This window comes from Rhodococcus sp. I2R (assembly GCF_020889545.1).
Classification (GTDB): domain Bacteria; phylum Actinomycetota; class Actinomycetes; order Mycobacteriales; family Mycobacteriaceae; genus Rhodococcoides.
The window spans coordinates 1-13,393 of record NZ_JAHUTG010000014.1 but is presented as its reverse complement, the minus strand read 5'-3'; the positions used below and the strand labels follow the sequence as shown (position 1 = coordinate 13,393).

At 62.7% G+C, this 13,393-nt stretch carries 9 protein-coding genes; 4 read left to right on the top strand and 5 right to left on the bottom strand.

Annotation, left to right across the window (positions count from 1 at the left end; all coding sequences use genetic code 11):
* The first annotated feature begins 22 nt into the window (after nucleotides 1-22).
* The gene (locus KVY23_RS15700) at nucleotides 23-2,188 is read left to right on the top strand and encodes a heavy metal translocating P-type ATPase (RefSeq protein WP_371829813.1); all 2,166 of its coding nucleotides are present in this window, start codon (nucleotides 23-25) and stop codon (nucleotides 2,186-2,188) included.
* A 106-nt stretch (nucleotides 2,189-2,294) separates the two neighbouring features.
* On the opposite strand, the gene KVY23_RS15695 is transcribed toward KVY23_RS15700, so the two are convergent.
* From KVY23_RS15695 to KVY23_RS15680, 4 genes are all read right to left on the bottom strand, one after another.
* A complete protein-coding gene (locus tag KVY23_RS15695; RefSeq protein ID WP_008713945.1) occupies nucleotides 2,295-4,082 on the bottom strand; it encodes a long-chain fatty acid--CoA ligase in 1,788 nt (595 codons plus the stop codon).
* Nucleotides 4,083-4,243: 161 nt separating this feature from the next.
* A complete protein-coding gene (locus KVY23_RS15690; protein WP_230557432.1) occupies nucleotides 4,244-5,650 on the bottom strand; it encodes an FAD-dependent oxidoreductase in 1,407 nt (468 codons plus the stop codon).
* Between the two features lie 145 nt (nucleotides 5,651-5,795).
* Entirely contained in the window at nucleotides 5,796-6,623 is an 828-nt protein-coding gene (locus tag KVY23_RS15685; RefSeq protein ID WP_021343271.1) for an SDR family oxidoreductase, read from the bottom strand.
* A 24-nt stretch (nucleotides 6,624-6,647) separates the two neighbouring features.
* Complete coding sequence (locus tag KVY23_RS15680; protein ID WP_230557368.1) at nucleotides 6,648-8,201, bottom strand: aldehyde dehydrogenase family protein; 1,554 nt, start codon at nucleotides 8,199-8,201, stop codon at nucleotides 6,648-6,650.
* 134 nt (nucleotides 8,202-8,335) lie between these two features.
* Here KVY23_RS15680 and KVY23_RS15675 point away from each other — a divergent pair, with 134 nt between their 5' ends.
* Nucleotides 8,336-9,577 (top strand): CdaR family transcriptional regulator, encoded by a 1,242-nt coding sequence (locus tag KVY23_RS15675; RefSeq protein ID WP_230557367.1) that lies wholly within the window; start codon nucleotides 8,336-8,338, stop codon nucleotides 9,575-9,577.
* A gap of 85 nt (nucleotides 9,578-9,662) precedes the next feature.
* On the opposite strand, the gene KVY23_RS15670 is transcribed toward KVY23_RS15675, so the two are convergent.
* On the bottom strand, nucleotides 9,663-10,283 hold the full coding sequence (locus tag KVY23_RS15670; protein WP_042938614.1) for a TetR/AcrR family transcriptional regulator: 621 nt from the start codon (nucleotides 10,281-10,283) through the stop codon (nucleotides 9,663-9,665).
* A gap of 93 nt (nucleotides 10,284-10,376) precedes the next feature.
* On the opposite strand from KVY23_RS15670, the gene KVY23_RS15665 reads away from it, so the two are divergent.
* Both KVY23_RS15665 and KVY23_RS15660 read left to right on the top strand, forming a co-directional pair.
* Nucleotides 10,377-11,735, top strand: coding sequence for a cytochrome P450 (locus tag KVY23_RS15665; RefSeq protein ID WP_230557366.1), 1,359 nt, complete (start codon nucleotides 10,377-10,379; stop codon nucleotides 11,733-11,735).
* 161 nt (nucleotides 11,736-11,896) lie between these two features.
* Nucleotides 11,897-13,039 carry an acyl-CoA dehydrogenase family protein gene (locus KVY23_RS15660; protein ID WP_008713957.1) on the top strand — a complete coding sequence of 381 codons (1,143 nt, stop codon included), beginning with the start codon at nucleotides 11,897-11,899 and terminating at the stop codon, nucleotides 13,037-13,039.
* Nucleotides 13,040-13,393: the final 354 nt, after the last annotated feature.

Here is a 13,393-nt window from a genome sequence, read left to right as displayed (position 1 = left end):
GGTGGATGGAAGGACTCGCACGATGAACGAGCACATACATGCAGGCGTCGATGCTGCGACGGATCAGCCCACTTCGTCGCCGCACAGCGGCCCTGACGCGGGCCAGGACATGTCCGGTCACAGCGGCGGCTCACCCGCACATGGCGGGCACGCGGACCACGGGGGTCACACCGGTCACGGTGGTCATGCGGGGCATGGTGATCACGTCGGTATGTTCCGGCGCCTGTTCGCGATCATGCTGGTCCTCGCGTTCCCGGTGGTCTTGGCCTCCGAGATGTTCGCGATGCTCGTCGGCTACTCGTTACCCGACGCGTCGTGGATCGCCTGGATCTCCCCGGTGTTGGGGACGGTGATGTTCGTCTGGGGCGGTTCCCCGTTTCTGACCGGCGCAGTGAGCGAAATCCGTTCGCGTGCACCAGCAATGATGCTTCTCATCGCCCTGGCCATCAGTGTTGCGTTCGCGTCGTCGATGGGCGCGAGCCTCGGTGTGCTTTCTCATGAGCTCGACTTCTGGTGGGAACTGGCCCTACTGATCGTGATCATGCTGCTCGGGCACTGGATCGAAATGCGATCACTCGCGCAGACCACGTCCGCCTTGGATTCGCTGGCAGCGTTGCTACCGGACACCGCCCAACGCGTCGACGGCGACGATGTGGTGCCGGTATCACCGGATCAGCTCGAGCTCGGCGATGTCGTGGTCGTCCGCCCCGGCGGGCGACTACCGGCTGACGGGACCATTGTGTCCGGATCGGCGAGTATGGACGAGTCGATGATCACCGGAGAATCGCGCACGATCCGCCGTAGCGACGGCGAGCACGTCGTCGCGGGGACCGTGGCCACCGACTCCGGAATCAGGGTTCGAGTCACCGCGGTAGGTGAGGACACTGCCCTCGCCGGTATCGGAAGACTGGTTGCCGACGCCCAGAACTCGACGTCGCGAGCTCAACGAATTGCTGACACCGCTGCGGGGTGGTTGTTCTGGTTCGCCCTCGGATCCGCGATCATCACCGCGGCCGTGTGGACGCTGTTCGGGATGCCCGACGACGCCGTCATCCGGACGATCACCGTGTTGGTCATCGCCTGCCCGCATGCACTCGGCCTGGCTATCCCGCTGGTGGTGTCCATCGCCACCGAACGCGCCGCCCGCGGCGGAGTCCTGGTCAAAGACCGGTTGGCGCTGGAAACCATGCGGACAGTGGATACCGTGCTGTTCGACAAGACCGGCACCCTCACCAAAGGTGAACCCACCGTCACCGGGGTCGAGGTGACCGACGGGCACACCGCCGACGACGTCCTCGGCCTGGCCTCAGCCGCGGAAGCAGATTCCGAACATCCCCTGGCCCGCGCCATCATCGACGCCGCACGAACGCGGAACCTGACAGTCCCGGCCGCCACCGACTTCCAGTCGTCCCCAGCGATCGGGGTGTCCGCAGACGTCGACGGCACCACAATCCAGGTCGGCGGCCCTGCACTGCTCGAGCAGGAACATGCAACCGAACTCACCGTCGCCGACCGGTGGCGCGAAGACGGAGCGATCATCCTGCACGTCTTCGCCGGCGGCACCGTGATCGGCGCGCTCGCGCTCGCCGACGAGGTCCGGCCCGAATCACGTGCAGCGATCGATGCGCTGCACGCCCGCGGTGTCACGGTGGTCATGATCACCGGTGACGCCGACGCTGTCGCGAAATCCGTAGCCACCGAACTCGGTGTGGACCGCTACTTCGCCGGAGTGAAACCGGAAGACAAGTCGCACACCGTCGCTGATCTCCAACGGGAGGGCCGCACTGTGGCGATGGTCGGCGACGGCGTCAACGATGCGCCCGCTATAGCGCAGGCCGATGTCGGCATCGCGATCGGCGCGGGTACCGACGTCGCCATCGCGATCGGCGCGGGTACCGACGTCGCCATCGCGTCGGCGGGAGTGATCCTCGCCAGCGACGACCCCCGGTCGGTGTTGTCGGTGATCGAACTGTCGAAGGCGTCGTATCGGAAGATGAAGCAAAACCTGTGGTGGGCAGCGGGATACAACTTGATTTCCGTTCCGCTCGCGGCGGGAGTGCTGGCACCGATCGGGTTCGTGCTTCCCATGTCGATCGGCGCGATCCTGATGTCGTTGTCAACGATCATCGTCGCAGCCAACGCACAATTGTTGCGCCGACTCGATCTCACACCTGTGACTTTCGGGTGAATGTGGCGTGGTTTTCGATGCCTGATTTGGCATGCTTTGAGGTTTGTCGATTTTCTCCTTCAGCTCTCCAAGGGAATTTTGGATACCAGTGAGCGGAGTCGATGGGTCAGGCGTAGAGGGCGCTGATTTTGGTCTTGTGAGCTTCGTGAATGATGTTGCGCTTGAGCTTGAGCGTCGGCGTCAATTCGCCGGTCTCCTGGGTGAAGTCGACCTCGAGGATCGTGTATTTCTTGATCTGCTCGGGGTTGGAGACTTTCTTGTTGGCGTCGGCGACGGCCGAGTCGATTTCGGCGATCAGGTCGGCGTTCTTCACCAGATCGGCGATCGCGGTGTTCGCGGGTAGGCCGTTGCGCTCGACCCAACCGGGCAGTGTCTCCGGATCGAGGGTGATCAGTGCACCGATGAACGGCTGACCGTCGCCGACGACGAGGCACTGGCTGATCAGAGCGTGCGCGCGCAGGGAATCTTCGAGGCCTGCCGGTGCGACGTTCTTGCCGCCGGCGGTGACGATGATTTCCTTCTTGCGGCCGGTGATGGAGACGTAGCCCTCGTTGTCGATCGATCCGAGGTCGCCGGTGTGGAACCAGCCGTCGACGATGGATTCGGCAGTGGCCTTGTCGTTGTGCCAGTAGCCGGCGAACACGACCGGGCCCTGCAGGAGGAGTTCGCCGTCTTCGGCGATTCGGGCGGCGTGGCCGTTGATCGGCTTGCCGACGGTGCCGACGCGCTGCGCGCTCGAGGTGTTGACGGTGATTGCGGCGCTGGTCTCGGTGAGGCCGTAGCCCTCGTAGATCGGGATGCCGACGCCGCGGAAGTAGTGGCCGAGGCGCGCGCCGAGGGCTGCGCCGCCGGAGACTGCTCGCTCGCACTCGCCGCCCAGTGCTGCGCGCAGCTTCGAGTAGACGAGCTTGTCGAATACCGCGTGCTTGAGCTTGAGTGCCAGTCCGGGGCCACCCTTTTCGAGGGATTCGCTGTATTCGATGGCGGTGGCGGCAGCCTTGTCGAAGATGCTGCCCTTGCCGCCGTCGACGGCTTTCTGGCGAGCCGAGTTGTAGACCTTCTCGAACACGCGGGGCACCGACAGGATGAAGTTGGGCTTGAAGCCGGCGAACTGCTCGAGGAGCGTCGTCAGGTCCGAGGTGTGGGCGACGGTGACCTTGGCGTCGAAAGCGCCGTAGGAGATCGCTCGTGCGAATGCGTGGGCGAGCGGGAGGAACATCAGCGTCTTTTTGCCGGGGATCATCGACTCCGGCAGGGCCAGGCGGCAGGCGTTGGACTCGGCGTGGAGGTTGGAGTGTGTCAGCTGGACGCCCTTGGGGCGTCCGGTGGTTCCGGAGGTGTAGATCAGGGTCGCGGGCGAGGCGGCGGTGACCTGGTGGCGACGTGTGTGCAGTTCTTCGTCGGTGATGGCGGAACCGCGGCTGGACAGCTCGTCGATGGCACCCGATTCGATGATCAGGACTTCGCGGAGAGCTTCTGCGCCGTCGGTGACTTCCTTGTGGGTCTCTGCGTGCTTGGCCGTTTCGACGACCAGAAGTGTTGTCGCTGAATTTTCGAGGATCCACTGCGCCTGATCGGGGGAGGAGGTCTCGTAGATCGCGACGGTGCATCCGCCGGCAGTCCAGATGGCGTAGTCGAGAACGACCCACTCGTAGCGGGTCGCGGACAGGATAGCGACGCGGTCGCCGAGTTCGACACCTGACGCGATCAGGCCCTTAGCAACTGCGGAGACCTGCTTCGCGAATTCAGCTGCGGTGACGTCGACCCAGCCGCCGTTCGACGGCCTCTTGAACGGCACGAATGTGGGGTCTTCTTCGGCGTGACGGAACACGGAGTCGGCCGTGGAAATGTTTCCAGGAATTGAGAACGACTGTGAAACTGAGAACTCGCGCACTATTGACCCCTTCAGTGACAGCTCTGTGGCCGCGTCGGTAAATGAAAACCCCCGTTCTTCTTGGAATCGGGGATGGTGTCTGCCACATGAAACGCATTGAAGAGTTCGGACACTTTTGGGCACATTCAGGTGTTCGAGCACTCAGTTCACGTGGATTCGACTCAGTGGGTGCGGTCGGGCTCGGATGCCTTGAGCATGTCGTGACGCTCGACGACCTTGATGCGCTCACGGCCTTCGGGCTCGCCCAGGCTGCGCTCGTGCGCGTCGAGGCGGTACCAGCCCTGCCAGGTCGTGTACGGCACCTGCTTGCCTTCGAGGAACTCGATGACGGCGTTCTCGTCGGGGTTCGCGGCGCCAGCGAAGTCGACGGAATCCTCGAGGAGGTTCGCGACGGTTTCGTTGGCGTCACCCTTGGTGTGGCCGATGAGGCCGACGGGGCCGCGCTTGATCCAGCCGGTGACGTAGGTGGCCGGCATGAACCGGGCTGCGCCCTCGGCGTTGTCGTCGGCGACGACGCGTCCGGCGTCGTTGGGGACGGTGCCGGCCTGGTCGTCGAACGGCAGCTGCGTGACGTTCTGTGAGAGGTAACCGACGGCGCGGTACACGGCCTGGACATCCCAGTCCTTGTACGTGCCGGTGCCCTTGACGTTGCCGGTGCCGTCGAGCTGGGTGCGCTCGGTGCGCAGGCCGACGACCTTGCCGTCTTCGCCGAGGATCTCGGTGGGAGATTCGAAGAAGTGCAGGAACAGCTTGTGCGGGCGGTTTCCGACGTCGCGAATTGCCCAGTCCTGCAGGGTGTTCGCAACCATGTCGACCTGCTTGGAGTTACGGCGAGCCTGCTCGGAACCCTCATCGTAATCGATGGCCTCGGGGTCGACGATGACCTCGATAGTGGGCGAATGATCGAGCTCACGCAGTTCGAGGGGCGTGAACTTGGCCTGGGCGGGGCCGCGTCGTCCGAAGACGTGGACCTCGACGGCCTTGTTGTTCTTGAGGCCCTCGTAGACGTTGGCGGGGATCTCGGTGGGGAGAAGTTCGTCGCCGGTCTTGGCGAGGACACGGGCGATATCGAGGGCGACGTTGCCGACACCGAGGACAGCGACCTTCTCGGCTTCGAGCGGCCACGTACGCGGTACGTCGGGGTGGCCGTCGTACCAGGAGACGAAGTCGGCGGCGCCGTAGCTGCCGTCGAGGTCGATGCCGGGGATGCCGAGTGCGCGGTCGGCATTGGCGCCGGTGGAGAAGATGACGGCGTCGTAGAACGACTGCAGGTCATCGAGGGTGATGTCGGTGCCGTAGTCGATGTTGCCGAGGAGGCGTACCTGAGGCTTGTCGAGGACCTTGTGCAGGGCGGTGATGATGCCTTTGATGCGCGGGTGGTCTGGTGCGACGCCGTAGCGGATGAGTCCGAAGGGCGCGGGCATACGCTCGAAGAGGTCGATGCTGACGCCGCGGCCGGAGACTGCGGTGTCGGATTTCATGAGGGCGTCGGCGGCGTAGATGCCGGCGGGGCCGGCGCCGATGATCGCGACCCGGAGTGGGCGTAAAAGGTTGTCCTCGGGCGACATCGGTGTCGCGGAAATGGAAGCTTCGGTGGCCATGAAGATCTTCTGTGCCTTCTGTCGTTGACTGAGATGAAGTGCTGTCATGTCGACTCCGGAAGAATCGGAGCGACGACCGAGACGAAGGGCCCGTGCATCGCGGGCAATCGGCTCAGCTGTGACGAGCCCGCTCTTCGTAGGCCCGCCTGGCTGCGGTGTCGACGTCTTCGAGAAACACTCTGTCTGTGTGAAGCGCTCGGGTGAGCGCTTCGCTGACCTGGCGGGGGAAGAACTTCTGACTGGCGGCGAGGGCGCCGACGAGCTTGGTCACCCGTACCTTCGGCTTGGGGCGTTCGATCAATGCCACGACGGCACGTGCGATGTCTTCGGGTTCAGCGTTCTTGAGTCCGGGAAGCCCCTTGGTACCCGCCGTCAACTCGGTGTTGACGAAGGATGGCAGTACCGCGGAAAACTCGATTCCCGTACCGCGGTGCTCCACCCGCGCGGCGTCGGTGAAACCGACGACGGCATATTTGCTGGCGCAGTAGGTGGCCAGTCCGGGCGTGTAAATTTCGCCGGCGAGTGAGGCGATGTTGACCACGTGTCCACGGCCGCGCGGCAGCATTCGCCGAACAGCGAGTTTGGAGCCGGTGATCACCCCGAGGACGTTGATATCGAGGATCCGGCGGGTGACCGCGTCGGGTTCGTCCGCGATCCGGCCGGCGGGCATGATGCCGGCGTTGTTGACGAGCACGTCGATAGGCCCGAGCGTTGCTTCCACGTCGTCGAGGAAGGCCTCGAAGGATTCGGTGTCGGTCACGTCGAGCTTGCGGTAGCTGGTCAGGCCGAGTTGGGTCGCGGACTCCTTGAGTTTGGCCTCGTCGATGTCCCCGATTGCCACCTTCGCGCCGAGTCTGGTCAACGCGGTCGCGGTCGCGAACCCGATTCCGCGGGCACCGCCGGTGATCGCGATGACGCGACCGTGCAGAGATTGTGTCATTTTCCTTGTGTCCTTCAGTCGTCGTTACAGGGAGTTCGAGCGGCTTGATACGGACAGTCGGCGGCGCGGGTCACGCGCGACGAGGGCGCGCAGCAGCCGGCCGACGAAACGACCACGTAAGGGGGTGTACGGATACCAGAGCAATTCCCGCTTCATCACGGGTCCGCGCGGCATCGTGATCGCCTGCTGCCGGGTGTACTTGCGGATTCCGTATTCACCCCCGAATCGTGCGCCGAGACCGGATTGCTTCCAGCCTCCGTGCGGTAGCCCCAGCGCGAACAGATTGGAGAAGGCGTCGTTGATGTTCACCGCGCCGGCGTCGAGTCGGCGGGCGATCTCCTCGCCGCGGGTTCTGTTCCCGCACCACACCGTCGCAGACAGGCCGTACTCGGAATCGTTGGCCAAACGTACGGCTTCGTCGGCGTCGGCGACCTTGACCACGGGGATGGTGGGCCCGAAGGTCTCTTCCCGGATGCAGGCCATCGAATGGTTTACGTCGACGAGGACAGTCGGCTCGAAGAAGGTGCCGGTGCTCCCGGCTTTGCCTCCGGTCAGGGCCGTGGCGCCGCTGTCCACAGCGTCGGCGACGTGCCGGGCAACGAGGTCACGTTGCGCCTCGGTGGCCAGCGCGCCGACATCGGTGCGATATCCGTCGTCGTCGGTGCCCTGTCGGAGCGAGCCGACGAGTGCCACCAGTCGCGCGACGAACTCGTCGTGGACGGGGGCCTCGACGTAGACGCGTTCGATCGACACACACACTTGTCCGGCATTGAACAGGCCGCCCCAGGCGATTCCGGCTACCGCGCGGTCCAGGTCGGCATCCGCCAACACGATCGCTGGGTCTTTGCCGCCCAGTTCGAGGCTGCACGGCACCAGTCGCTCGGCAGCCCGCACCGCGATCGCTCGACCGGTTGCTGTGGAACCGGTGAACTGCACGAAGTCCACCGAATCCACTACCGCTGCACCGGTGTCGCCGCGGCCGGTGAGGACCGAGAAAACAGGGGGCGCACCAATGTCCGACCATCCCCGTGCGAGTTCGACGGCTGCCAACGGCGTCACCTCGGACGGTTTGAGCAGAACCGCCGCGCCGGCGAGCAGAGCCGGGATGATGTCCATCGCCGGCATCGCGAGCGGGAAGTTCCACGGAGTGATCACACCGACTACCGGGTAGGGGCGGACAGTTTTGATCAGTCGCTTGGTCATCGAGAGCGGTCCGTGGGGTTTCACACGCTCGTCGGCGAGAAACGTGCCGGCATTGTCAGCGAAGTAGTTGATCAGATCGCACGCGAGCGCGGGCTCGATGGCTGCTTCGGCGCGCGGTTTGCCGGTCTCGGACTGCAGTACGTCGATGAGATGGCGCTCGTTGTCGAGGAGCCAGTCCCGCAGCTTCCGTAGCCACTTGGCCCGACCTTTCGGCCCCAGCGCTTCCCACTCGACTTGGTGAGCGCGCAGACGCCGGACGGTCTCGGTCACTGTCTCGGAACTATTGTCCGGTACGCGCGCGACGAGGCGTCCGTCCGCGGGGCAGTGCACATCGATGTCGTCATAGCCCGTCTCGGCCTTGCTTCCGGATCTCATATGAACCCCGCCTTCTATGATGTGCGCCACGTCTTATTAGAATTACACAAGCGAACCGAAGTTTTCTTGGCGAAATAGGCCAAGGAGATTGGTCATTCTTGTACTTTGAGTCCAAATCCGAAAGAGGTGCCAACGTGTCCGCTGACGACATGGTGATGGCCTGGCTCCGGGAATTCGCTGCGGAGGCGCTGGTGCCCGGCACCCTCGATGGCCTTGTCGCGCGCTTCGACGCAGCAATAGTGGCGGAGGTCCCCGAAGTTTCCGCGGACCGGGAGTTGCGACGGGACCTCGATGCCAGCACCCGCGGGCAAGGGCGTGCGCTGTTGATCTGGCTCACCGACGACTCCGCCGAGGTGGACCTGCCGCTCGCAGCTCATGATCTCGCGCGCACGATCGCCCGACGAGGTCTGCATCTGAGGGTCTTGATGCAGATCTACCGAGTCGGCCAGAAGGCGCTGCTGAGGTTCGCCGCGGAAACGGCAAGTGAGCGCATCACCGACCCCGTACTGGAACCGAAGGTATTGATACGGCTCTTGGAGCGGGCGAATCACTGGCTCAACGTGTCGTTGGAGATACTCACCGATACCTACAGTGAGGAACGAGAGCGCGGATTGAGCGGCGCGTTCGCACGGCAGGCGGAAACCGTGCAGGCGATCATCCGAGGTGAGATCGTCGATGCCGCGGCGGCATCGAACCGTTTGAATTACCCGTTGATCAGGCATAACACGGCACTGGTGTTGTGGTTCGACAACGTGCCGTCCGAGCAGACCGAGGACGTGATCGGCGTCCTGAATTCCGTTGTCCGCGCGGTCGCGGCCACGATCGGGGCTCGGCAGCTACTGACTCTGCCGTCGGGATCGCGAGGGCTCTGGGCGTGGCTGTCGATGGACGTCGAGTCGGATCTCGCCGCAGTGGACATCGGTGCGGATATCCCGGCCGGGATATCGATCGCGATGGGCAACCCAGGCAAGGGAATTCGAGGATTTCGGCAAAGTCACACCGAAGCTGTTTCCGCTCAACATATTTCGGAACATCAGGAGGTTGCGGCTCGCCCGATTTTGTATGCAGACGTCGAAATTATCCACCTACTCGACGGCCACCCCGACGCGGCGAGGGCACTGGTTTCGCGTGAACTACGCGGCCTCGACGGTACCGATGCAGCCTCCACCCAGTTGCGCCGCACTCTGCGCACCTATCTGAATGTGAACCGCAGCCCGGACGCGGCAGCTCGCGCGCTCGGCGTGCACAAGAACACCGTGCGGTACCGCATCCAGCGCGCCGAGGAGATGCTCGGACACCCCATCGGGGCCAACCGGCTCAAACTCGAACTTGCGCTCGAATACGCCGACACCTACGGTCCGGCCATCCACGAGTGACACTCTTCAGCTGGCCGATGCCCTGCAGGGGGTGTGGTTGGAGCCTTCGCTACCCGTTCGATCGTGAACTCCAGCACTCGACTCCTTACCGGTGGGCGGTGGAGGTGAATTGATATGTTGCCGCATCGACGATCTCGTCAGGGGTGATGGCGATCTCGTCGTTCAACCATGCGGTGACCAACTCGGCCAAGCCGCCCACAAACAGCAATCCGTTGATTTCGCCCTGGTGTGGTGGCCATGCCCGGTCGCCGTACATGCGGGTGGCTTCGTCGGCCACCATCTGAGCAAAGCCCCGCAGCGCTGCACGTCGGTGGGTGCGCAGAGGTTCGAACGCGGCGGATTCGATCATCGCAACACGTCCCTTGCGTGGATCGTCGGTCAAGATGGTGACGAACGAGGCGATGGCATTTCGTACGCGCTGCTCGAGCGTCCCGCCGCTCGCCCGAAGTGCGTCCAGTCCGGCTTCGCGGACTTCGTCGGCGATTCCGTCCAGGACCTTCTGCAGGACTTCGTCTCTGCTGGTGAAACTTTCGTAGAAGTACCGCTCGGTCAACTTGGCGTGCGCGCAGATGGCGGTCATGGTGGCACCACTCTTGCCTGTGGCAGCAAAGACTTCCAATGCGGCTTCGAGCAAGGTTTCACGCCGCAGTGCTGCACGCTGGTCGCCGCTCAGGCCCGCGTATCGACGTGGCGTAGGAGAAGTCATAGGTCGATATTGACAGATCCGATCACTGTGACGCAGACTACCAATATCTGACAGGATGCACTGTCAGATCAATGCGGAAGTCGAGGTTCATCCATGTCCAAGATCCTGGCCGATCCACCAGCACAGTCGCAGTTACTCCCGATCTCGGGCCGATCGGGGCTCCCCGGTGTCGGGCACGCACTCGAATACATCCGCGATCCCCTCGCCTTGATGCAAAAGCACTGGGACCGCTACGGCGAGGTCTCCTGGTTCTCCATGATCGGGCGACGTTGGGTCGCGGTCCTCGGACCCGACGCATGCCAAGAAGTGCTGCAGAACAAAGATCGAGCATTCATCAACGGCGACGGCTGGTCGGTCCTGATCGGCCCCTTCTTCCACGGCGGTCTCATGCTTCTCGACTCGGAAGAACATCTACGACACCGACGAATCATGCAGGAGGCATTCACCCGATCACGCCTGGAAAAAACAGTCGACGTTCTCAACCCGGCGATCGCCTCGGCGCTCGACGCCTGGACTCCCACCGACGGATTCCGCGCCTACACCGCACTCAAATCACTCACCCTAGATCTCGCCACCGACATCTTCATGGGAGGCGCGGAAAGATCCACCGAGAGCGAAATCGACTCGGTGAAAAAAGCTTTCGTCGATTGTGTACAGGCAGCCACCTCAGTCGTGCGCTACAACGTCCCAGGAACCAGGTGGAAGCGAGGACTCGACGGACGCCGGGTCCTGGAAGACTTCTTCCGGCAGTACCTACCGGCACGCCGATCACACGAAACCGATGACCTGTTCTCCGTGCTCTGCCACATCGAATCCGAAGCAGGACAACGCTTCAGCGACGACGAAGTCGTCGACCACATGATCTTCCTCCTGATGGCCGCGCACGACACCTCCACCATCACCATCTCCACGATGATGCAATACCTGGGCCAACACCCACAGTGGCAGGACAGATGCCGGGCAGAGTCCCTCGAGTTGGGAACAGCGTCACCGAGCTACGCCGATCTCGACCGACTCGTCAGCCTCGATCTGGTCATGAAAGAATGCCTCCGGATCGTCTCTCCGGTACCGGTCATGGCGCGCCGCGCGGTCCGCGACACCCAGGTCCAGGGACATTTCGTGCCAGCAGGAACGTACGCGGCGGTGGTGCCGCATTTCACGCACCACATGTCGCAGTACTGGCCCGAACCAGAACGCTTCGATCCCGAGCGCTTCGCGGAGCATCGACGCGAAGACAAGGTGCACCGATACGCGTGGGAGCCGTTCGGTGGTGGTGTGCACAAATGCCTCGGCATGCACTTCGCCGGCGCCGAGATCAAAGCGATCATGCATCATCTCCTTCTGCGCTTCGACTGGCGCGTCGACGCCGACTACGTCGCCCCGCTCAACTTCACGTCCCTGCCGTTCCCCTCCGACGGACAACCGGTCGATCTGCGTTTCCTCGCGCAGTGAGGATGCGCCAGAAAGCTTGCTCTACAGGCGGATGCAGTCACCCTCCTGATCGCTCACATCATCGACGAATGCTCTGACGAGTTCGTACCGTCCTACGAAAGTACAAACGGACGCAACGAAATTCAGTTCTCCCACAAAACATCGACGTAGTAGGAGTTGGCGTGGAACGTACCCTGTTCGAACCGGAACATGATCTTTTCCGGGAGTCCTTCCAGAAGTTCTTGGCACAGCACGTCGCGCCCTTCCACGACAAGTGGGAAGAGCAGAACATCGTCGATCGCGACGTCTGGGTGGAAGCCGGCAAGCAAGGTTTCCTGGGAATGGCAGTTCCCGAGGAATTCGGCGGCGGCGGCGTCAAAGACTTTCGATACAACGTCGTCATCACCGAGGAAGCGACCAAGGCTGGTTACAGCGGTATCGGTTTCATGCTCCACAACGACGTCGTGGCGCCCTATCTGGTCGATCTGTGTAACGACGAGCAGAAACAGCGTTGGCTGCCGGGATTCACCTCGGGAGAACTGATCTCTGCGATCGCCATGACAGAACCCGGAACCGGCAGCGACCTACAGGGCATCAAGACCAGAGCCGTCCGCGACGGCGATGACTGGATTCTCAACGGGTCCAAGACGTTCATCACCAACGGCATCAACGCCGACATCGTCATCGTCGTTGCGTGCACTGACCCCGACATCGGAGCGCAAGGCTTCAGCCTCTTCGTTGTCGAGCGCGGAATGCCAGGCTTCGAACGAGGGCGCAACCTCGACAAGATCGGGTTAAAGGCACAAGACACCGCAGAACTGAGCTTCACCGACGTCCGAGTCCCCGCATCCAACATGCTCGGCGAGGAGGGAATGGGCTTCCTCTACCTGATGAAGAACCTTCCCCAGGAGAGGCTTTCCATCGCCGTGGTCGCTGCTGCAGTCATGGAATCCGTTCTGGAAAGCACGATCCAGTACTGCCGCGAGCGCAAGGCCTTCGGCAGGTCCATCGGTAGCTTCCAGAACACCCGATTCGTACTGGCGGAAGAGACCACGAAGACTACGGCCGTCCGCGTTCTCGTAGACAAGTTCATCGAGCAACTCAATGCCGAGAAGTTGACCGTGCAAGAAGCCGCCATGGCTAAGTGGTGGACCACCGAAGCCCAGGTCAAACTGATCGACCGATGCCTCCAACTCCACGGCGGCTACGGCTACATGAAGGAATACCCCATCGCTAAGGCATACATGGATTCTCGCATCCAGACCGTCTACGGCGGCACCACCGAGATCATGAAGGAGATCATCGGGCGATCCTTGAACCTTTGATCGAGTCCGCAATCAAGACCTGGAGTGGAACTGTCGGCGGGCTGAATTTTCGATGTAGATATCTCTACTTGTGACAAATTGAGCATCTACCGAAGCGATAGCCCCTGGGGCATTCACGATGGCGAGGGTCACGGTGCGTCAGATCGGAAGAATAACCCTCTGAAATGCGGAGATCGAACTCCCGAAGGCTGCAATCCGGAGCATTCAGAGGAGTCGTCATCCTCACTAAGCTCAATACCGTTTACTTACGGCGGCGGTAGGGACTGCGCAGCGAGGACACGGGGTCGGTGGTCGATGCGTGGTGCGCCTCGGTGGTGTGGGTGTTTGACGTGAAATACGGACATTTTCCGTTTG

What these genes read in the sequence shown, in the direction of transcription:
- KVY23_RS15700 (WP_371829813.1), top strand. Translation starts at nt 23, where the DNA reads ATGAACGAGCACATACATGCAGGCGTCGATGCTGCGACGGATCAGCCC.
- KVY23_RS15690 (WP_230557432.1), bottom strand. Translation starts at nt 5,650, where the DNA reads ATGTCGCCCGAGGACAACCTTTTACGCCCACTCCGGGTCGCGATCATC.
- KVY23_RS15685 (WP_021343271.1), bottom strand. Translation starts at nt 6,623, where the DNA reads ATGACACAATCTCTGCACGGTCGCGTCATCGCGATCACCGGCGGTGCC.
- KVY23_RS15680 (WP_230557368.1), bottom strand. Translation starts at nt 8,201, where the DNA reads ATGAGATCCGGAAGCAAGGCCGAGACGGGCTATGACGACATCGATGTG.
- KVY23_RS15670 (WP_042938614.1), bottom strand. Translation starts at nt 10,283, where the DNA reads ATGACTTCTCCTACGCCACGTCGATACGCGGGCCTGAGCGGCGACCAG.
- KVY23_RS15665 (WP_230557366.1), top strand. Translation starts at nt 10,377, where the DNA reads ATGTCCAAGATCCTGGCCGATCCACCAGCACAGTCGCAGTTACTCCCG.